We start from the raw sequence: 20,202 nt of genomic DNA on the forward strand, positions 1-20,202 counted from the left end.
GCAAATCCTGCCGGGTATTCGAAAAGAATCAAGATTTTTCTTAGGGATTCCCTTTAAATGGTTACTGTACTAGGTTCAGACAAAGCAAACAAATCTCCCAGACAAACGAGCGAAAAGACGGGATGTTCTGTATTACCAATTTGTTTCAGTCTTTCCCTTTCTTCGGCAATGCCATCGATATGAATCCAAGTTTCTATTTCTTCTTTTGGTAAAATCCGGCAAGCCACTTGGTATTCAAAAGGTCCAAGCCTTGAGAAAAAGATTTGTACAGATTCAGGAGGGGAATTGGCCAAATGGCTACGGAAGGCAAACTGTTTGGATTTGGTTTCTCCTCTCATTTCATAATAATGATTCAGAATTCGTAAGATATGTAAGAATTCATCTTTTTTTGTCACAAGCTCGCGCCAAAGGACTTCGGTTTCTTTCATATTTCTTGGGGGTAGAAGGACATAGACTTTGGTTCTTAAAAAAGGATTCTCACTTGAAAAATACTTTCCCCTATCCAAGATGAACGAAACGGGCATGGTCACAGAGATATTAGAAATATTCTGGAAAGAGAAACTCCGGTTTGCCCAATACTGCTTTGATGAATTGGCTCCTTTGGATGCCAAGGCCTTTGTGAAGAAAAGGACCAGTGGAAAATCGGCCGAATGGACTCTCCAACAAATGATCTCTTACGATCGCAATTTTAGTTTTTTCCTGCCACTCTCATTACGAATCAGTGGATTTTTCTTTTTTACAGCTTTTAGAGACCAAGACATTGAAAAAGATTTAGAAACCATTCGGGACAAATACACACCTCCGGCTTTTCCAACTCATTTCTGGGAAATTCAGATTTCCAAAGCAACGGATCTCAAAATTAAAGCGACCGATCCTCAAATAAAAGAACAATGTGAATCTTGGAAAGAGGTTCTCATCCGATTAGAATCAAAACTTTCTGGAATTTCTGAACGAGATGCTTATAGAAAAAGATATACATCTCTTACGGGAATTCATACCATTTCAGGAGCGATCAATAATTCTACTGAGTTTTGTCACTACCTATGGAATTTACATATGGTGAATTCCACATAAACGTATTTATGCGAATCAAAAATTGAATGAGTTTAGGAGAAATCAATGGGAAAAATTAAAGTAAAAACACCGCTTGTTGAGTTAGACGGCGATGAAATGACAAGAATTATCTGGAAAGAAATTAAAGATCGTTTCATTCACCCTTATTTAGACATCACTCTAGAATATTATGACCTAGGTGTAGAATACCGTGACAAAACAGATGACCAAGTCACAGTAGATTCTGCCAACGCGATCAAAAAACACGGTGTAGGTGTTAAATGTGCGACCATCACTCCAAACGCTGACCGAGTTAAAGAATACAACCTAAAACAAGAATGGAAATCACCTAACGGAACTATACGTGCCATCCTTGATGGAACAGTTTTCCGTAAACCAATCATCATCAAAAATATTCCAGCAGCGGTAAACTCTTGGAAAAAACCAATTGCAATTGGAAGACATGCTTATGGTGACATTTACCGTGACGTAGAAATTGCAGTAGATGGTCCAGGAAAAGTAGAACTCGTTTACACTGACGCTTCTGGTAAAGAAAAACAAAGACTACTTGTGAATGAATTCAAAGGTAGTGGTGTTGCACTTGCGATGCATAACTTAGATGAATCTATCAAGTCATTTGCAAAGGCATGTTTTACTTACGCTTTGTCTGAAAAGATCAGCATCTGGTTTGCAACAAAAGATACTATCTCTAAGAAATACCATGCACGTTTCCGTGATATCTTTGATAACATGGCAAAAGAACAAGAAGCTGCAATGAAGGCTGCTGGTATTACCTATAGTTACTATCTCATTGATGATGCGGTTGCGCAAATCATGAAAAACGAAGGTGGGCAACTTTGGGCCATGATGAACTACGACGGTGACGTTATGAGTGATATGGTTGCATCTGGTTTTGGTTCCCTTGGTCTTATGACTTCTGTACTTGTTTCTCCAGATGGAAAATATGAATACGAAGCAGCGCACGGAACAGTGACTCGTCACTATCGTAAATACCAAAAAGGAGAAACCACTTCTACAAACTCTGTGGCTTCTATTTTTGCTTGGACGGGTGCTCTTGCAAAACGTGGGGAACTTGATGGAACTCCAGAACTCGTAAACTTTGCACTCAAATTGGAAGAAGCAATCATTGAAACCATCGAAGGTGGTGAGATGACAAAAGACTTACTTTCTCTATCTACAGCAGCTACCAAAAAAGAATTGGATACTTTCCAATTTATGGAAGCTGTACAAAAACGATTGGATTCTAAACTTAAATAAGTTTGGCGTCTTTCATACCCTGTCTTTTGGCAGGGTATGATGTTTTATCTTTACATACCCTGCACTTTTTTCTCTTCCCTTTTGAATTAAATATTTCCTTGCAATAACTTATGGTGATTGCATATTCAATCTCCTTAATACAAAAAAATGGCACTGAAGGTAGCTCACTTTAGTTAACTATGGAAGTCAAATAGGAAGATGATCACTGAATTTATAGAATGGTATACGAATGAATTACCGGGATTGAAATCTGCTGTAGAGCTTTTTGATAAAGGGATTGGTTATTTACAAAAACAAGGTTTTCAAATTGTAAGAGTCAATATGGGAACTCGAACGCTCCACCCACAAGTGGAATCCTTGTCTTATACTTGGATCCCTAAAGGGAAATTAGAATATTTTGATGAATCTACAACACCTCTATTACATTCAAGATCTACCATAGAATCTGAAAATGGATTTCTTCGTGAAGTGCGCTTTCGATTGGGATCATTGCAGACTTCTCAATTCGCTGTGAGTCCTGTTCAATATGTGATGTCTACGAAAAAGCCGTATTACTTTAGCTTTGTGGATCATAAAGGAGAAACACGTCCTTATCCTATTCTAGATGATTTGGCTCCCTTAGGGGCAACAGGTTATTTAGCTGTTCCTATTTTACAAAAAGGTATAAGTTATGCTTTTTTAAGTTTAGTGACAGACAAACTAAATGGTTGGTCTATTGAAGAACAAAATTTTTTAAACCAGGTCTTAAAGATCATGTCTCTGCAATGGATGAACTTCATCCAAAATGAATTAACAGAATCATTACTTAGTATCTATTTAGGTAAGAGGACAGGTTCCACTGTGTATTCTGGAAAAATTTACTTGGGGGAACTCGATAAAATCAAATCAGTGATTTGGTTTTCAGACATCAGGAATTATTCTGGGATGAGTGAAAAATTGTCTCCACCAGAGATTATACAGTTGTTAAACGACTATTTTGGCCTAGCCATCCCACTCATAGAAGCTCATGGCGGTGAAGTTTTGAAATTATTAGGTGATGGAATTTTAGCTGTATTTCCCTACACTGATTCCAATAAAACCTTTGTAGGTAAAAAAGTACTTCTTGCTGTTAGGAAGTTAGGTGATATGCTGTTGCAGCATAATCAATTAAGGGAAAATGAAGAAAAACTTCCAATTCATCACGGTGTTGGTTTGCATTCGGGTGAAATCCTTTATGGAAATATTGGTTCCGCAGAGAGACTCGATTTTACTGTGATTGGGGAAGCAGTCAACTTAACCAGTCGCATTGCTGGGATGTGTGGGGAATTGGGAAAAGCTGTTTTGGCTTCGGAGAGTTTGGCAGAACAAATACCTGTTCGTTGGGAAGAACTTGGAGAACACAAACTGAAAGGGATTGGCTCTCCACAGAAAATTTTTGCAATTTCAGAGCGAGTAAAGAAGAAGTATTGAAATGGAAAATAGTTTCCAAATCTAGATTTTTTCTATATAGATTAGCGAACAATCACCCATTTACCACCAATCCAACTCAAATACAAAGGAATAGAGGCACCTTTTTTCGAAGTGATGATAGGTTCGCCTTTTGGATCCGTGATACTTAGGATTTGGTTGTTACACAATAAGGTAAATTTAATTTTCTTCGTGTCTAATTTCCAAGTGGATCCAATGGCCTTTGTCATATCATTAATGGATTTGAGTTCATCCGCTTCTACAAAAGGATAATAACGAACTTCTGAAGTGTCTTGTGCACGAAATTGGATGATCGATAGTATTTTTTTAGGATCCTTTGTGTTTAAAGTTTTGGTAAACTCTACAGCAAACTCAATTGCCGAAGTTTCTTTTTCTTTTGTGAGTGAGATAGGTTCTGCTTGTGTCCATAACTTACTTGGCGGAATAAAAGGTGGATTCAATTCTATTTCGGTCCATTCACCTAAACTAGATTTGGTGGAAGTCGGCCATTGGAAGTGTTCTAATAAAATTCCTTCGTCCGGAAATTGTCCTTTTTGACCTATGTACAATTTGACTTCTGCTTCTTTGGAAAGTCCGGTATTTTCTTTTTGTTTACTCTTTCGTTCTGTTAGTCGGATCTTGATTTTGTTTTTATCGGGTTGGATCCAGTAGTTGATATCCGCTTGTCCAGAGGAGTCTTCATTAGAAGATCCATCCCGTACATCATAGCCATTCACCTTGATTTCTAAATTTAACCCATAGTTTTTGTAAGTGAGAATATAGTAACCTTCTTTGGGAGGGCCGGGAGGACTTGGTTTTTCTTCCCCAAAAGTAGAATGAATGCAGAGGGTCAAAACAAGAAAAAGGAACAAGATTCTTTGCATCGATAGTTCTCCAAACTAATGTAACGAAGGATCCTAATCAAAAGAATTGGTTTGTCGATAAGAAATTTATTGATAGGTTGTCTATCGGAACAGACGCACTTTTCGTAAATATCTCAAACTTCCAGGTGTTGATTTTACCAAATCGAATCTATTCTTAGCCAATCGAAAGTCAGAGGATCATCAACTTTCTGATCGAGAAGGCGGGGCATCCAACGAGGCCTCTCAAATGACAAAATTTTCTCTGACTCGGGATTTAGCCGACGATTTACATTTATTTCATTCTGTGGAACCTACCGAAGAGGTTTGGGAAAAAACTGTGGAGACCATCGCAAGAATTCCTGAGATCAATGCGACTTGGATTTTGGAATATCTTCCAGAATCGCAAAACTTTCATTTGCTGGCACTTCATAGTCGTATTCCCTTTCAAATTCCGAAAACGGTCTCTAAATATTCACTCCCATGTCACCATGTAGTTGATTCCAATATGATTTTTGAAATGAGATTAGTTGGCGAGGACACTTATTTTCATTCTCTCCGTGAAATCATTCCGGACAAATCGTCCGCAATGTATTTGGGATATCCAATTCGATCTGATATAGGGACTGTCATCGGAGTCATTGGAATGATAGTAGAAGATAAGTTTAAACATAAATTCAAAAACTTAAAACTCATCGATGTGATTGCAGACAAACTTAGCCAAGAATTGGTACGATACAAAAATGAAAATTTAATAACACAAACTTTAAACACAGCCTCGTTTGTGAAACATTCTCTCGCAGAATTGTTCCGACTTCTTTCTACAAAGTCGACGGACCTCACTATAACTTGCCGAAATTATTTACAAACAGGAACTAAACTTTTTGGTTTACCCTTAGGACTGATTGCCTCCAAAGTTGGCGAAAACTGGGAATATAGTCTTGTCGAAGGGAATGTACATGGAATTTTTGAGGGTCAAAGATTTTCGAAAGAAGAATCCAAATTCTCACAGCAGAGTATATCTTGTTCTGCTTATTTGATAAACGAAATTTCTGCGGCTTCCGCTGATCGCGTGAGAGATCATTTACTAGATATAGAGGTATCTTGCCTTATGGAATTTCCTCTTAAAGTTCATAACCAAACCATAGGTGTTTTAGGTTTTTATGGACTGAAAAATCAAAAAATAGAATCTATTGAATTGTTCCAAAGAGTTTTTGAACTGATGGGGATTGGCCTTGCCAATACGATCGAAAAACATAATATTGATTTGTTGTCAAAAATTGTATTTTTGGAAAAGGAATCTTCAACTCCTTAGATTTGAAACCAAGTCATTTCAGTTTTGTTTTGATAAAAACTATCTCAACAAAACTTTGTGATTGTGTAATTGTTAAACTTTACTCAGACGAAGAATTCCTTCTTCTTCTGAATTTAGAAAAAAAACATCTTTCCCTGAGTTCATTTCGTAGATAAAATCATTTAGACTTTTGCTGGAATAAATAGAAAAATCGCCGACGATTGCTAGTTTCATTCGGTAGTTGATTATTTTTTGTAATACGATTCCAGCAAGTCCCGTTTTTAGATCAAAAAAGTCTTCCGCAAAATGAGACAGTTTCAATACAAAACGATCACATCCAGAATCATACTGAATCGTGGCAAACAAATCCAGAGCAGAGGATCCGTCTGTGATCAGAGTTTCGTTAGAGTCGACTACTGCGATTTCTATATTGTTTTTTTGTATTTTGCGAATGTTCATTAAATCAAATTCCTATTGGAAAGGCTATTTGTGAATTCCGATTCTACCTTCAAAGGTGATCTCAGTCAAACTTTGAGAAGACCTTATCGATGCAAATATGAAGGGCGCTGAGATTTCGTAAAACTTAAGACAGCCGAATGTTTTTTGGCGATTTTGATAACCTGTTGCATTTAGGTAATAAATTTTCTTGTAAATCTAGTTATGTTTTAGAAAGTTAGATTGTCTCCTTGTATGATGTTGGCTTAAAAGAATGTTAAGAAAAATATTCACATCTATATTGTTATTCGGAATATCTATCTCTGTATTCTGTAAATTCCTTGAGACATTTGATTTTCAGTGCTTAAATGATGAGTTTATTTCCAAAGTAATTGATCAGGAACATCAAAATTCGGAAGCTCCCTGTGATGGAAAAACCCATAGCTTCGAAGATTGTTTTTGTCAGAAAGATTATTCTATCTTCGAATCGACGAAGTATTTCAAACCTGTTTTTATCGTTTTTTCCGTATCCTTTATTTCTGATATTTCAATCTCTCTAATTGACCATCTTGAATACCAAAATCCTGAGCTGGTATTTTCAGATCTCTATTTTTCCCAACAACTAACTCACACTAAACTTCAAATCTGATATAAAGCCTACTTCTTCTTTAGCTTTATATTGTATTGGAGTAAAATATGTTATTATTAAGGAATGCGTTTGCGTTCAGCTTCGTCTTGGCGTTGCCGTTATATTCTCAGTCTTTTTCTCTTGATCAGATACTGAGTATTGCCGAATCCAAAGCGGATTTAATCCTCTCTGGACAGGCGAAAGTAGAAGAAGCTGAAAATTTAAAACAAAAAGCGGGAAAATACAAGAACCCGAACATTTCTTTGGATTACGGTAGAAGACGGGCAAGTAATGAATCTGGTCCCGAATACGCATTGGGATTAAGCCAAGACTTCTACTATCCAGGAAAGAGAGACTTACGAATCAAAATTGCCGAAGCAAGTGAAAAGTCACTTTTGGCAGAGTTAGAACAAAGTAAGTTAGAGTATAGGTTCAGTGTGATTAAGTTGGTATACTCTTACTTAATCGCTTCAGAAAAGGCTTCTCACATTAAGGATAGGATCAAGCGAGTCTCTCAAATTGAATCCTATATCGAGAAGAAAGTTTTCGTTTCTCCTGAAACAAAAGTTGAGTTGTATCTTGTGCAAAATCGTTTGTTAACCCTTCAAAAGCACCTGATTGTTCTTGAGAAAAATAGATCGGTAGAATGGGAGAAACTGAATTTTTTCTTAGGTTTGGAAAAGGAAATTTCAATTCGATCTCCTTGGCTTCAGAAAGGAAAACCTCTACCTAAAAGTGATCTTTTGTCAGTAATGATTAGTAAGAATCCTGTATTAAAACAATCTCAGAGTAGAATTCAACAAGCAAAGGAAGAAGTAGAACTTGCAAGATTAGATAAGTATTCGGATATAAAATTGCAAGGTTCGATTGGAGAAGATAAGTCGGGGGTTGCCAATAGATTCTTTGACTTAGGTGTCTCGTTTGCTCTACCTTCGTTGGACACTAACGAGGATGTTGTGAAGAGTATGCAAGCTAGAACCTTATCAGAGAATTATCTTCTCAATCATCAAATAAGAATCTTAACGACCAGGCTAAACTCCAGCTTAATAGAATACGATTCCATTAACAAATCCTTAGATAAATTTTCCATTTCTCTAGTTTCTTCCATAGAACAAAAGCTGAGTTATGCGGACAATGAATTTATCAAAGGTCGCATAAGCCTAATTAATTATTTGGAACTTGAAACACAACTTCATGAAACTCATGAAGCTATATACGACTATCAAATGCAGTTTGTGGACAACATTACCGAGATTTTGTTTTTAACTAATAATCCTGATTTTGAAGGAGCCATCAATGTTAAGTAGAATATTAGAGTATTCGCTAAAGAATAGAGGTTTTGTAATCATTTTTTCGTTTCTGCTGATCTCTTTAGGATTGTATTCTTTGTCGAGGGTTTCTCTTGATGCATTGCCAGACATTTCTAATGTAATCGTCGAAGTGAATACAAAATCAGGTTCTTTAGATCCAGAACTGGTAGAGAAAACAATAACATTCTTTATCGAAACGGAGTTATCGGGAATTCCTGGTGTGGTAGATATTAGGTCATTGTCCAAGTTCGGATTGTCTAATGTGGTTTTGACTTTTGAAGATGGCACTGATGTTTATCGTGCTAGGCAAATCGTAATGGAACGACTTCAGAATGTAAAAGATAGAATCCCACCTTGGGCTATGCCTGAATTAACACCTATTACTACAGGGCTTGGCGAGATATTGATGTATTCTGTCACTGCAAAATCTGGCTCTAAGTTAGATATGTTAGATGAATCAGAAAAACTGACGTATCTCCGAACGATACAGGATTTAAGTATAAGAAATCAAATCAGATCTAATGTGAAAAATATTGCTGAAGTGGATACGATAGGAGGATATGCACAAGAAATACATATTGACTTAATTCCAAATAAGTTAAAAGCACAAAGCATTAGTATTAATGAGATCATTAATGCTCTTGATTCCGTTGGAGATAACTTTGGCGGAGGTTATATAGAGAAAAACGATGAAATGATCATTGCAAGATCTTTCGGAAGTGGATTGAAATTGGAAGAATTGAAAAAAATTCCAATCCGTCAGAATGGTTTAGGTAATTTAGTTCGAGTAGGTGATGTCGCCGTCGTAAGAGTTCATGGGATGCAGAGGTTAGGATCAGCAACGCATAACGGAAAAGAAATCGTTCTTGGGACAGTGATGATGTTGATGGGATCGAATAGCAGGGAAACTGTAAGTGAATTGAAAGACTTCTTGGACAAGATCCAATTGCCCGAAGATGTAGAGATCAACATATTAAGCGAAAGAAGTTTTCTTGTGAATGCTACGATTGCAACGATATTTAAAAATTTAACGGAAGGTGCACTACTTGTTGTATTGATTCTTTTTCTGGCTCTGGGAAATTTCAGGGCATCCATTTTTGTAGCAATCATCATTCCTCTTTCTATGTTGTTCACCGCAATAGGGATGTATTATTTTAACATATCTGCAAATTTAATGAGCCTGGGTGCAATTGATTTTGGGTTACTCGTTGATGCCGCGATCGTTATGGTCGAGAATGTGCTTGCGAAGAGAGAAGAGTTAGGTGATAGTCCCGTTTCTGATCCAATAACATTTGTATTGGAAGCTTCTCGGGAAATTTTGGCACCTGTCACGTCCGGTATCATTATAGTCGCAACTGTGTATGTCCCGATTCTAACTTTGGATGGAGTGGAAGGGAAGATGTTTCGTCCTATGGCAGAGGCAGTATTGTTAGCACTTGGCGGTAGTTATTTAATCACATTACTCGTTATTCCAACGTTATGTTTGTTCATAGTGAAAGGATATATCCAAAAATCTAAAAAGAACGGCAGGTTCGATAAAATTAAGAATTTATATGTTCCTATCCTACTTTTCGGATTTAAACAGAGGCGATTTGCTTTATTAACTGCAGTTTCTTTGTTCTGTGTTTCTTGCTTAATATTCTTTAGATTAGGTGGCGATTTTATTCCTCAATTGAAAGAGGGAGATATGATGATTACTGTTGTTCGGGATAGTAATATCAGTTTATCCAAATCCACCGAAATGCAGAAGAAAATGGAGACTTTTTTGCGTGGATTTAAAGAAGTTGAGTATGTGTTTTCAAGAACTGGGACTACCGAAGTTGCTAATGATCCAATGGGAATTTATATGTCGGATACTTTTGTTATCCTTAAAAAGGACTCAATCGATTCTTTGATTCGAGAAAAGAACTGGAATGAATTTATAGAAAGGTTAAGGGTTCGCTTAAATGATGAATTTCCTGAGGATGAAATATCCATTGGACAACCTGTAGAAGCAAGATTCAACGAGTTATTGGAAGGTAGTCGTGCTGATATTACTTTTCGTATTTTAGGAAACGATTTAGAGACATTAATTTTACTTCAAAACGCTGCTGAAGAGAATTTGAAATCAATCGATGGAGTAGGTGATGTTGAACTTGATCCTATTTTAGCTCTAAGGCACGGCAAAGTTTTGGATTTTAAACCTGATTATGATCGTATCCTTCGGTATGGTATCACCATTCAAGATTTCAACAATACATATAATGCATACCTAAGTGGTAGAAGTGTTGGCAACTACTATGAAAACGATAAAAAATTTCCTATTGTTGTGAAGCTTGCGGAAGAATACCGTGAGTCTCTTTCCGATTTAAGCCAATTGCCGATAGGAACGCTGGATTTGGGTGCTGTTTCTATGCGTGAGGTTTCTAATTATACTTTGGAAAAAAAAGTAATGACTATTTCTCGGAGTAACGGTAGGCGTTATGCTGCAATTTCTATTAATTTGGAAAACCGTGATATGGAGAGTTTTGTTAAAGAAGCAAAGGAGAAAATTAATTCAAACCTTAGTATTCCAAATAATTATCAGGTTTTTTGGGGAGGGCAATTTAAAAACTTAGAGAAGGCAAAGTCAAAACTTGCGATCGTTGTTCCCGTTACTTTGTTCGCTATATTTTTTCTTTTACTCAAAAGTTTAAATAGTTATAAACAAGCGATTTTGGTTTATTTAAGTATACCCTTTGCAACGACAGGCGGTATCTTCGCTCTTTATTTAAGAGGAATGAACTTTAGCATTTCAGCAGCCATTGGATTTATCGCCTTATCTGGCATTGCCATACTCAATGGAGTTGTAAAAATACATAATATAAATCAGTTACGTAAGAGCGGAATGTCTCTTAAAGAAGCTGTCCAAGAAGCTGCTGTATCGAGACTAAGACCTGTATTAATGACAGCCTTGGTTGCATCTTTAGGATTTATTCCTATGGCAATCGGTGAAGGATTAGGTGCGGAAGTGCAAATGCCGTTGGCAACTGTAGTCATAGGTGGGCTTGTTTCCTCCACCTTGTTAACGTTATTCCTACTTCCCGTGTTTTACGAATGGCTTGAGGAAGATTAAACAGAATACGAATTATTTTGCGATTATAAGTGAGGAAATTGATCATGAAAGATAAATATATTCAGAAAGCTCCGGTTAAGTCTCTTTGTTGCGCAGAAGACGAAAACGAATACTCTAAAGTAGATATAAAAAGATTGAAAAATGAATCGGATAATCATGAACATGGCGAGGATAATGAGCATGATCATAGTCATCCGATAAAAATATTTTTGCCGAGTATCATCTCTCTAGCGTTATTACTCGGTGCTATTTTTTTCGATAATGTATTAAAGCCAGAATGGTTTAAAGGTTGGGTTAGGATTCTTTGGTATCTACTTTCTTATACTCCTGTTGGCTTGCCTGTATTGAAAGAAGCTGGCATTAATATTGGAAAAGGAGAAATTTTTTCTGAGTTCTTCTTAATGAGTATTGCTACGATCGGAGCATTTGCCATAGGCGAATATCCAGAAGGTGTTGCAGTCATGTTATTTTATGCCATTGGGGAGGTTTTTCAAAACATAGCAGTAAAAAGGGCGAAGTCTAGCATCAAGTCTTTACTTGATCAAAGACCTGAAGAAGTTACGGTGTTAAGAAATAATCTACAACAAACAGTAAAGGCAGAAAGTGTTACTATTGATGAGATTATACAACTTAAACCTGGAGAAAAGCTTGGTCTTGATGGTATATTATTGTCAGAAATAACATCGTTCAACACAGCAGCTTTAACTGGTGAAAGTAAACCTGATACTAAAACAAAAGGTGATACCGTATTGGCGGGTATGATTAACCTTAATACAGTTGCCCAAGTAAAAGTAACAGCGGCATATACTGATAGTAAACTTAGTAAGATCTTGGAGTTGGTACAAAACGCTACTTCTAGGAAAGCACCTACAGAATTACTTATTAGGAAATTCGCAAAGATTTATACACCTATTGTTGTTCTGTTAGCTATAGCAACATGTTTGCTCCCTTATTTTTTTATATCAGATTATCAATTTAACGATTGGTTGTATCGGTCTTTGGTGTTTCTAGTTATTTCTTGCCCTTGTGCATTAGTGATAAGCATTCCTTTGGGTTACTTCGGTGGCATTGGTGCAGCTAGTCGAAACGGTATCTTGTTCAAAGGTAGTAATTTTTTAGATGCTCTTGCTAGCATTCAAAACCTAGTAATGGATAAAACTGGGACAATGACAGAGGGAGTTTTTAAAGTTCAGGAAGTTGTTTTTAATCCAGGATTTAACCAAATTGAAATTCTAAAAATGGTAAAAGCTCTGGAAAGTCATAGTAGTCATCCAGTAGCAACTGCTATCGTCGACTTTGTTGACTCAGTAAGTGATGAGATTTTCTTACAGAGTGTAGAGGAAATCCCTGGATATGGGTTAAAAGCTGAGGTAGATGGAAAGCAGTTATTAGTCGGGAATTTTAAGCTGATGGATAAATTTGCCATCGTTTACGACATTGATCCGAAGAATATTGTTTATACGGTCATTGCGGTCGCTTACGATAAAGAGTTTATCGGTTATATTACCATTGCTGATCGCATAAAAGAAGATGCTCAAATCACAATTGATAAGTTAAATTTGCTTGGTGTAAAATCAACAATGCTAAGTGGCGATAAAAGCACGATAGTGAAATTTGTTGCAGAAAAACTAGGCATACAGAGTGCTTTTGGGGATTTGCTTCCCGAAGATAAAGTCAACAAGATAAAGGAAATCAAATCGAAAGGAGAAACCGTAGCTTTTGTCGGAGACGGGGTTAATGATGCACCTGTTGTCGCGTTAAGTGACGTGGGTATTGCAATGGGTGGTTTAGGAAGTGATGCCACAATTGAAACTGCTGATGTAGTAATACAAGACGACAAACCAAGTAAAATACCTATGGCAATCAATATCGGGAAGCAGACAAGACTGATTGTTTGGCAAAATATCATTCTAGCTTTTGTGGTAAAAGGTATTGTACTGATCTTGGGTGCAGGTGGACTGGCAACAATGTGGGAAGCTGTTTTCGCAGATGTCGGGGTTGCACTTCTCGCGATTTTAAATTCAGTCAGATTGCAGATGAAAAAATTCGCAATTAAATAGTGAATTTTATTAAGTCATTTGAAGTTTTCATGTAATTAATAGGAGATATTTATGTTATTAGAAACCGTTTTTGTTGGAATTTTATTTATAATTTATTTAGTTTTATGGAAAACTAAAAGAATGATTCAGAAAAAAAGAACTGGAAAAGATCCAGAAGTCATTGGGCAATCGAAATCGAATTTGCAAGCCTTAATGAATATTCTTTTTAAAGCGATAACTTATTATGTAATACTGATAATCGGAATTCATACTTTTAAACTAAATTTCTATGGGTTAAATGTTCCATTCAATCTGTTGATTGGAATCGAATGGGATTTTACGGGTTTTGTTGTTGGGTTGGTTGGACTTTCTTTTTGTTTGTATGCACAAATAAAAATGAAAAATTCTTGGCGAGTCGGTATAGATGAGAATTCGAAAGAGGAATTGATTACTGATGGTATCTTTCGTTTAGTAAGAAATCCTACGTATCTAGGATTGTTTCTTCTGAATTTTGGTGTTTGGATTATTTGGCCGACTCACTTAGTTTTTTATTTAAACATTGTTTTTGTTTTGTTATTTGAAATACAAGTTCGCTGCGAGGAAGATTTTCTAGAAAATGTGTATGGAGAGGACTATAAGTTATACAAAGAAAAATCATATAGATACCTTCCTTTCTTATATTAGAATTACTTTTTCGCCTTTGAAAGAGTCCGGATATTTGTGAGAATCAGAATTGTGACTGATATCCTTACAATTGAGATTCGGACTATCTTTCTGACAGTTTAATGGTTGTTTGCTGATAGACTCACCCCTACCAACCAATCTCCTTCTTATCCCGAAAGAACTTTCCAGTCGGTCCACTATCAGGTAAAGTGGCCGCCCATACAATGGTTTCTGCCCCTTTCTCCACAGGCCTTGTGGCACTCGCTCCCCCCATATCGGTTTTTACCCAACCAGGACAAACAGAATTGATTTTGATGTTTTTACCTGCGGCTTCAACACTCGATAGACTTGTGAGTGCATTGATTGCAGTTTTAGAAATGCGGTAGGCTGGATACCCGCCACCCATATCAGAGAGTTGTCCCATGCCAGAACTAACATTCACAATACGACCAAAATCGTTTTGAATCATCATTGGTAAAAATGTTTGGATCAAACGAAGGGGACCGTATAAATTTACTAGGAGAGTTCGGTGTAGGTCTTCACTAGTGGTATCAAAGAAAGAGCCAGGATCGGCAAAAATCCCTGCATTGTTTACAAGGATATCTAATTTACCAAAACTGCCTGTGATTGTATCGAGTGCTTCGCTGATACTTTGTTCCTTGGAAACATCTAAGGAAAGGATTTCCCCTTTGCCAACAGCCTGAACTGCTGCTAGGGTATCAGTAGCCTCTCCTGGATTTCTTGCACCGATGAGAACGTAGATTCCTTGTTTAGCCAGATCAATGGAGACTTGTTTCCCAATCCCTCGGTTGGCCCCTGTGACCAGTGCAATGCGTTCCTTGGATGTTTTCATGGAATCATATCTCCTTTGAGTAGTTTTTGATTTTACTGTTATCTATAGACTGTTTTTACTTCGACTTAGAAAGTTCTGTGAGCCATTTTTCCGTTTGTGCTTCGATGAAAGCTTTGTCTGTGATCACCCACTTCGACATGAGAACATGCATTCCATTTTCCACGACTACCTTTCGGTTGAGTGGATTGGGAGTTTTATCTAATCCAAAGTTAGCATAACCTTCTAACATTTTTGGAACACTGGCAGTTGGGTCTTGTTCTTTCTCATTTTTATAGTAATACAAAAGTAAGGCGGGAGATGTTACCTTGCGAAAGACAGCGGGAACTGCAGCATAGTTTTTTAAATCATTCACACCCACAAGGGCCGAAAAATATTGTTCCGGATACCAAAAGTTATTTCTCTCTGGTAACACTTTGGGGTTGTTATTGTGGGAAGAGGATCTGACTTTTCCTTTGAGTAAATGAATGAATGTGAGTCCACCAGGATAGTTGAGTATATTCAAACTCCCATCCACAGGTGCATAAAATGGATTCGCTAATACAAGTCCATCCACTTCTTCCGGATATTCGGAAGCAAGCCAAGTGGCAAGAAGTCCTCCCATAGAACTTCCAAACACAATCACTCGGTCTCCTTGCGATTGCATCATGTACAAAGCTTCACGAGATGCATCTAAATAGTTGTTAAAGTTTTGGTCTCTTTGGTCTTCTTTGTTGGTTCCATGACCTGGGAGACGAAGTAGATAAGTATTGGCTTTGAATTTTTTAGCCAATTTTTCCATTACCTCTTCGCCTTCTGCACGGGAGGCACCAAACCCATGAATGTATAAAAATGCGAGCGGGGTTTTTTTGCCGAAACTGATATAACGTTCTTCGTTTCCGGGTCTATGGTTTTTACGTTTACTCTCAGCTAACTTCTCTTGGAAGTAAACTTCAAAGTTCGCATAACTTAAGTTTGCTTTTGGTTCGTAATTGGGACGACCCGCACAGGAAACTAGGACGAGGGAAACGGTGATGAAGAAAACAGCAGACAGCTGTCGAAGGTTGTGGAATAAAGAACACGATTTAGCCATACAAATGAAAAATTTTACAATGAATTTGCTTTCTTGTAAAGAGAGAAAAACCCTTGGCACAGGAAGGGTCGTACGAAAAAAGGTAGTAAATACCCCATTCTCATAAGGAACATCCCGGAATGTATAGCCAATTCACAGAGCAACAACTTGAAATCAGAGATTTAGTTCGTAACTTCGTAAAAAAAGAAATCCCACATGAAGTCGCATTGCACTGGGATGAGAAAAACCAACACCCAACTGAACTCATCAATAAAATGCGTTCGGAACTCGGAATTAACGGACTTGTCATTCCTGAAGAATACGGTGGATGGGGACTTGGAGCGATCGAGCAGTGTTTAGCCATCGAGGAACTTTCTCGTGGATGCCTTGGAATCGCTCTCGGATTTGCATACACTGGTCTTGGAATCCTTCCCATTCTAAAAGGTGCCACTCACGAACAAAAACTAAAATGGCTTCCAGAAATTGCGGACGGAAAGTTCGGAGTTTCTTTCTGTTTGTCTGAGCCAGGTGCTGGTTCTGACGTTCCAGGTATGACCACTCGTGCTGAGAAAAAAGGCGACAAATGGATCATCAACGGTGCAAAACAATGGATCACTGGTGCATCCGATGCACAAGCCTTTACTGTATTTGCTTATACTGATAAAAATCGCGGAACTCGTGGAGTATCTTGTTTCTACGTTCCACGTAGCGCAAAAGGTCTTACTGTTGGTAAAAAAGAAGACAAACTCGGAATCCGAGCATCTTCCACTCACCAAGTGATTTTTGAGGATTGTGAAGTCGGTGAAGACGCACTTGTAGGAAAAGAAAACCTAGGTTTCGTTTACGCTCTTCAAACTTTGAATGCTTCTCGTCCGTTCGTAGCAGTAATGGGAGTGGGTGTAGCACAAGCAGCTCTTGACCATGCAGCTCGTTACGCACGTGAGAGAGAACAGTTCGGTGTTAAAATCGGAACTTTCCAAGCAGTACAACACATGTTAGCTGATATGTCTATCAAAGTAGAAACTGCAAGAGAAATCACTTACAAAGCAGCTCGTCTTTCTGATGCAAACGATCCTAACCTTCCAAAATACTCTGCGATTGCAAAAGCATATGCTTCTGAATGTGCGGTTCAGTGTGCTACTGATGCAGTTCAAATTTTTGGTGGATACGGATATACAAAAGAGTATCCTGTTGAGAAGTTAATGAGAGATTCCAAAATCCTCACCATCTTCGAAGGAACCACTCAAATCCAAAAGAACGAAATTGCCGCTTACGTAATCAAAGAAGCAGCTTCTAAAAAAGACTAAGACAAGGCGAGAGTCTGTCATTAGGGAAAGCCTCCAGGAATGGGGGCTTTTTTTTTGTCCTTAGGGTTTTTAGGGCTAAAAAAAAGGGAATGGGGTACAGGATTGATGTAGGTATCCCCACCCTGAATTGGGAGGGGTGCGACCACCCGCCACCCAATGACTTCCCTATATAACACCTACCCATTTCTTTCCACCGAAATATTGTATTTGCAAATTTTAATATTAGAAAGTTCATCTTTCTGCATTAAATCGAGTGAATAAGCACCATATCTTAGTTAAGCGATTTGGAAATTAAGTTCAAATCAACAATCATTCGTTTTTTCTGGCCACCCGGGCGGGCTACCTTCGGAGTCCGCGTTCGCTCCCCCCTGGTTGGCCTGTCGCCCACCAGGGTGCCTGCGGCATCCTTCGGATCCCTGGTGGATCCAACCCATCTTTACAATGTTAGGTTCTTGATTTTTGATAAAAATACTGGTCCATACTATTTTCTGATTTGATTCAAATTCATGATTATCTGATACGTAATAGTCTCAAGTGCCCTCTGATTCAATAACGGATACTGTTCGATAAATATTAGAATCATTTAAAAATAACCTTTACTTAGAAAGTTGGGTTCTTATATTTTTCGAATGTTTCAAAAAACGCTCTCCTTAGCATTTGTCTTTCTCTTCACAATCCATTGTGCGCGATAAAAAAGAAACGGACGTCACTTCGCTTGCCCTTCTTGCGTTACTGAATAGTTCGCCTTGTACTACAACCTTTGGAGCGGGAGTGCCGGAGTGGATTCAAACTAGTTTCACTTGTGTTACTGTGTCTGTCAGTGGATCTAATTATGTATTTAAGTTTAATTCAGTTCCAACTTATAAGAGCATTTATTGGGGTTCTTCCAGTGCCAATTACGAATCGACTATGTACGTGAATTCTGGGCAATCGAATTCGGCAAATCCCAATTTAATCAAATCACAAAACTATACCTTAACAGTTCCTATTAATAATACCGATATTTCTGCACCAGCTTCCAGCTTCGGAATGATCGGTGTATCAACCAATGGAATCGCCATTTATAATGACCAAGCAGCTCCAGGAGATTCCCTTTCTACGGAATATTACACTTTCGATTCTGCACAAGGTCACCCAACCAATACCGGGGCTTACCATTACCATGTGGAACCACCAAAAATATCAAATAACGATAGTAAATTGGTCGGTATAGCCAAAGACGGATATTTGATTTTTGGGAAAAAACATGACTCTATTACGGCAGGTCTGACTAACGGTTTTACCTTGGGTGGTGCCAATAGTAGTACAAAATGTACGGATGCTGGATCTAGTACATCTGTGCCAACCACTTGGGCAGGAGCGGCCAATTACAATTCGATTAAGACAGCAAATACTCGTCATCATTACCATGTGAATAACGGAACAGAGGTCAATGGAATCCTTCTTTCCGGTAAACTCATCGGAGTAGGTGGGTCTACAAACTAAATTCTAATATTTGAATTATGGAGTTTTTTAAGTATAAGTTAGTTTTTCTTTTTTTGATTCTTATCACCTCTCTGGTTCATTGCGGAGAGGTGGTGATGGACAACGATTCAGACTTGAGTCTTGGATTAGAAAGCATCTACTATTATAAAGGGAAGAAATTTTCAGGAAAAATGAAATCAATCCATCCGAATGGAACGGTTCGAATCACTACTTTTTTGAATGGTTTAGAAGATGGACTAACCTCGGATACCTATCCAAACGGCCAATTGAGTGCAGAATATATTTATAAACACGGGAAACGTGTTGGAACTCATCGAGGTTGGTATGAAGATGGAAAAGCTAGATTCCAATTCTCTTATATGGATGACTTAGCCGATGGTGACCACTGGGAATGGTATGATAGTGGAAAGGTCTTTCGTTATGCAAAATTTAACAAAGGATTGAATGTTGGAACAAAAGTTTGGCGAAAAGATGGTAAGATTTATTCCAATTATTCATATTCTCCCGAACGTTTGTATGGTGTCGTAGGTTCTAAACTATGTTTCAAACTCAAAGGTGATGAAACCAATCAAAAAACTGTAACAAACCCATGATCATTCCGAAACATTCTAACATTTATATTTTTCTCATTTTAATCATTTTTTTTTCCTGTGGTTGGTTCCAACGTGAGGATGGAGAAAAAGATTCTAAATTAACGTTTTTTGATACACCGAAAAAAGATAAGTTACCGTATTATCGTGGTCGCGATTTGGAAGCCTTCTGGGTGGATAAAAATCTAGAACCAAATTCTGTAAGAAAGGTAGATCCTTTTGTATTTCAAAACCAACTAGGCCAAAATATAGACGAATCGCATTTTAAAGGAAAAATTACGGTCGTATCGTTTTTCTTTGCTAGGTGTCACGGGCTTTGTCCTAGTATTATCCGGAATTTGAAATTTGTTCAGTCCGAAATTGCAAAATCCAAAAATATTCAAATAGTTTCTTATTCGGTAACTCCTGATTTGGATACTTCGCCAGAATTAAAAAAATTTGCAGAGGAAAAAGGGATTTATTCTAAATACTGGAATTTGTTAACCGGGGATCGTGAAAAAATTTTTGAAGTAGCTCGTAATACTTTTCAGGCAGATACCAACACAACCAACAAAAATCCTACAAAGGACTTTGTTCACTCGGAACAAATTTTTTTAATTGATCCGAACTTAAATTTTCGCGGTGTTTATAATGGAAATCGAAGTGAGTCTATAAAAACTATGTTAGACGACATTGAATTGTTAGTTGGTGAATTTTCGCTAAATCATTAACGAATTTCTGGATGGGTTTTTTGGATTCAACTAAAAAAAGGCTGACTTCGAATTCCTCTTCTGGAAAACTCAAACTTCTGTTTTAGGAGGTGTTTCTTTGTGAAAAAAA

General features: G+C 37.6%; 17 protein-coding genes. 12 read left to right on the forward strand and 5 right to left on the reverse strand.

What is annotated here, in order from left to right:
- Positions 1–53 precede the first annotated feature (53 nt).
- Entirely contained in the window at positions 54–428 is a 375-nt protein-coding gene (locus tag ND811_RS17945) for an LIC_13246 family protein (RefSeq protein WP_265353392.1), read from the reverse strand.
- Positions 429–507: 79 nt separating this feature from the next.
- Here ND811_RS17945 and ND811_RS17950 point away from each other — a divergent pair, with 79 nt between their 5' ends.
- From ND811_RS17950 to ND811_RS17960, 3 genes are all read left to right on the forward strand, one after another.
- The gene (locus ND811_RS17950) at positions 508–1,074 is read left to right on the forward strand and encodes a hypothetical protein (protein ID WP_265353410.1); all 567 of its coding nucleotides are present in this window, start codon (positions 508–510) and stop codon (positions 1,072–1,074) included.
- A 45-nt stretch (positions 1,075–1,119) separates the two neighbouring features.
- A complete protein-coding gene (locus tag ND811_RS17955) occupies positions 1,120–2,331 on the forward strand; it encodes an NADP-dependent isocitrate dehydrogenase (protein ID WP_265353391.1) in 1,212 nt (403 codons plus the stop codon).
- Positions 2,332–2,529: 198 nt separating this feature from the next.
- Positions 2,530–3,780, forward strand: a complete 1,251-nt coding sequence (locus ND811_RS17960) for an adenylate/guanylate cyclase domain-containing protein (RefSeq protein WP_265353390.1) — start codon at positions 2,530–2,532, stop codon at positions 3,778–3,780.
- A gap of 41 nt (positions 3,781–3,821) precedes the next feature.
- Here ND811_RS17960 and ND811_RS17965 read toward each other — a convergent pair whose 3' ends face one another.
- Positions 3,822–4,661: a hypothetical protein gene (locus tag ND811_RS17965; RefSeq protein WP_265353389.1), complete on the reverse strand. Its 840-nt coding sequence runs from the start codon at positions 4,659–4,661 to the stop codon at positions 3,822–3,824.
- 226 nt (positions 4,662–4,887) lie between these two features.
- On the opposite strand from ND811_RS17965, the gene ND811_RS17970 reads away from it, so the two are divergent.
- The gene (locus tag ND811_RS17970) at positions 4,888–5,952 is read left to right on the forward strand and encodes a GAF domain-containing protein (protein WP_265353388.1); all 1,065 of its coding nucleotides are present in this window, start codon (positions 4,888–4,890) and stop codon (positions 5,950–5,952) included.
- A gap of 72 nt (positions 5,953–6,024) precedes the next feature.
- Here ND811_RS17970 and ND811_RS17975 read toward each other — a convergent pair whose 3' ends face one another.
- Complete coding sequence (locus tag ND811_RS17975; RefSeq protein ID WP_265353387.1) at positions 6,025–6,390, reverse strand: DUF4180 domain-containing protein; 366 nt, start codon at positions 6,388–6,390, stop codon at positions 6,025–6,027.
- 672 nt (positions 6,391–7,062) lie between these two features.
- Between ND811_RS17975 and ND811_RS17980 the strand changes: the two genes are divergently transcribed.
- From ND811_RS17980 to ND811_RS17995, 4 genes are read left to right on the forward strand one after another with little or no spacing between them, the layout of a single operon-like run.
- Positions 7,063–8,301, forward strand: coding sequence for a TolC family protein (locus ND811_RS17980; protein ID WP_135630277.1), 1,239 nt, complete (start codon positions 7,063–7,065; stop codon positions 8,299–8,301).
- Positions 8,291–11,398 (forward strand): efflux RND transporter permease subunit, encoded by a 3,108-nt coding sequence (locus ND811_RS17985; RefSeq protein WP_135630279.1) that lies wholly within the window; start codon positions 8,291–8,293, stop codon positions 11,396–11,398. The genes ND811_RS17980 and ND811_RS17985 overlap by 11 nt, the downstream gene beginning before the upstream one ends.
- 44 nt (positions 11,399–11,442) lie before the next feature.
- Positions 11,443–13,458, forward strand: coding sequence for a heavy metal translocating P-type ATPase (locus ND811_RS17990; RefSeq protein WP_135630282.1), 2,016 nt, complete (start codon positions 11,443–11,445; stop codon positions 13,456–13,458).
- Between the two features lie 51 nt (positions 13,459–13,509).
- Positions 13,510–14,121, forward strand: coding sequence for a methyltransferase family protein (locus ND811_RS17995; RefSeq protein ID WP_135630283.1), 612 nt, complete (start codon positions 13,510–13,512; stop codon positions 14,119–14,121).
- Between the two features lie 127 nt (positions 14,122–14,248).
- Here the strand turns inward: ND811_RS17995 and ND811_RS18000 are convergent, their stop codons facing one another.
- Both ND811_RS18000 and ND811_RS18005 read right to left on the reverse strand, forming a co-directional pair.
- Positions 14,249–14,953 carry an SDR family NAD(P)-dependent oxidoreductase gene (locus ND811_RS18000; protein WP_135630285.1) on the reverse strand — a complete coding sequence of 235 codons (705 nt, stop codon included), beginning with the start codon at positions 14,951–14,953 and terminating at the stop codon, positions 14,249–14,251.
- 55 nt (positions 14,954–15,008) lie between these two features.
- Positions 15,009–16,082, reverse strand: coding sequence for an alpha/beta hydrolase (locus tag ND811_RS18005; RefSeq protein WP_322113491.1), 1,074 nt, complete (start codon positions 16,080–16,082; stop codon positions 15,009–15,011).
- A gap of 59 nt (positions 16,083–16,141) precedes the next feature.
- Here ND811_RS18005 and ND811_RS18010 point away from each other — a divergent pair, with 59 nt between their 5' ends.
- The 4 genes from ND811_RS18010 to ND811_RS18025 all read left to right on the forward strand — a co-directional run bounded on the left by ND811_RS18010 (position 16,142) and on the right by ND811_RS18025 (position 20,093).
- A complete protein-coding gene (locus ND811_RS18010) occupies positions 16,142–17,308 on the forward strand; it encodes an acyl-CoA dehydrogenase family protein (RefSeq protein ID WP_002973371.1) in 1,167 nt (388 codons plus the stop codon).
- A 771-nt stretch (positions 17,309–18,079) separates the two neighbouring features.
- Positions 18,080–18,793, forward strand: a complete 714-nt coding sequence (locus ND811_RS18015) for a YHYH protein (protein ID WP_265353385.1) — start codon at positions 18,080–18,082, stop codon at positions 18,791–18,793.
- A 17-nt stretch (positions 18,794–18,810) separates the two neighbouring features.
- Positions 18,811–19,386, forward strand: a complete 576-nt coding sequence (locus tag ND811_RS18020) for a toxin-antitoxin system YwqK family antitoxin (RefSeq protein WP_265353384.1) — start codon at positions 18,811–18,813, stop codon at positions 19,384–19,386.
- Positions 19,383–20,093 (forward strand): SCO family protein, encoded by a 711-nt coding sequence (locus ND811_RS18025; RefSeq protein WP_265353383.1) that lies wholly within the window; start codon positions 19,383–19,385, stop codon positions 20,091–20,093. Before ND811_RS18020 ends, ND811_RS18025 begins: the two co-directional genes overlap by 4 nt.
- The last annotated feature ends 109 nt before the right edge of the window (positions 20,094–20,202 follow it).

It is taken from the genome of Leptospira soteropolitanensis (genome assembly GCF_026151655.1).
GTDB lineage: Bacteria > Spirochaetota > Leptospiria > Leptospirales > Leptospiraceae > Leptospira_A > Leptospira_A soteropolitanensis.

Coding starts and splice junctions, on each gene's coding strand:
- ND811_RS18020 (WP_265353384.1), top strand. CDS start 18,811: ATGGAGTTTTTTAAGTATAAGTTAGTTTTTCTTTTTTTGATTCTTATC.
- ND811_RS17965 (WP_265353389.1), bottom strand. CDS start 4,661: ATGCAAAGAATCTTGTTCCTTTTTCTTGTTTTGACCCTCTGCATTCAT.
- ND811_RS17955 (WP_265353391.1), top strand. CDS start 1,120: ATGGGAAAAATTAAAGTAAAAACACCGCTTGTTGAGTTAGACGGCGAT.
- ND811_RS17960 (WP_265353390.1), top strand. CDS start 2,530: ATGATCACTGAATTTATAGAATGGTATACGAATGAATTACCGGGATTG.
- ND811_RS18010 (WP_002973371.1), top strand. CDS start 16,142: ATGTATAGCCAATTCACAGAGCAACAACTTGAAATCAGAGATTTAGTT.
- ND811_RS18000 (WP_135630285.1), bottom strand. CDS start 14,953: ATGAAAACATCCAAGGAACGCATTGCACTGGTCACAGGGGCCAACCGA.
- ND811_RS17975 (WP_265353387.1), bottom strand. CDS start 6,390: ATGAACATTCGCAAAATACAAAAAAACAATATAGAAATCGCAGTAGTC.
- ND811_RS17970 (WP_265353388.1), top strand. CDS start 4,888: ATGACAAAATTTTCTCTGACTCGGGATTTAGCCGACGATTTACATTTA.
- ND811_RS17980 (WP_135630277.1), top strand. CDS start 7,063: ATGTTATTATTAAGGAATGCGTTTGCGTTCAGCTTCGTCTTGGCGTTG.
- ND811_RS18025 (WP_265353383.1), top strand. CDS start 19,383: ATGATCATTCCGAAACATTCTAACATTTATATTTTTCTCATTTTAATC.
- ND811_RS17990 (WP_135630282.1), top strand. CDS start 11,443: ATGAAAGATAAATATATTCAGAAAGCTCCGGTTAAGTCTCTTTGTTGC.
- ND811_RS17945 (WP_265353392.1), bottom strand. CDS start 428: ATGAAAGAAACCGAAGTCCTTTGGCGCGAGCTTGTGACAAAAAAAGAT.
- ND811_RS17950 (WP_265353410.1), top strand. CDS start 508: ATGAACGAAACGGGCATGGTCACAGAGATATTAGAAATATTCTGGAAA.
- ND811_RS17985 (WP_135630279.1), top strand. CDS start 8,291: ATGTTAAGTAGAATATTAGAGTATTCGCTAAAGAATAGAGGTTTTGTA.
- ND811_RS17995 (WP_135630283.1), top strand. CDS start 13,510: ATGTTATTAGAAACCGTTTTTGTTGGAATTTTATTTATAATTTATTTA.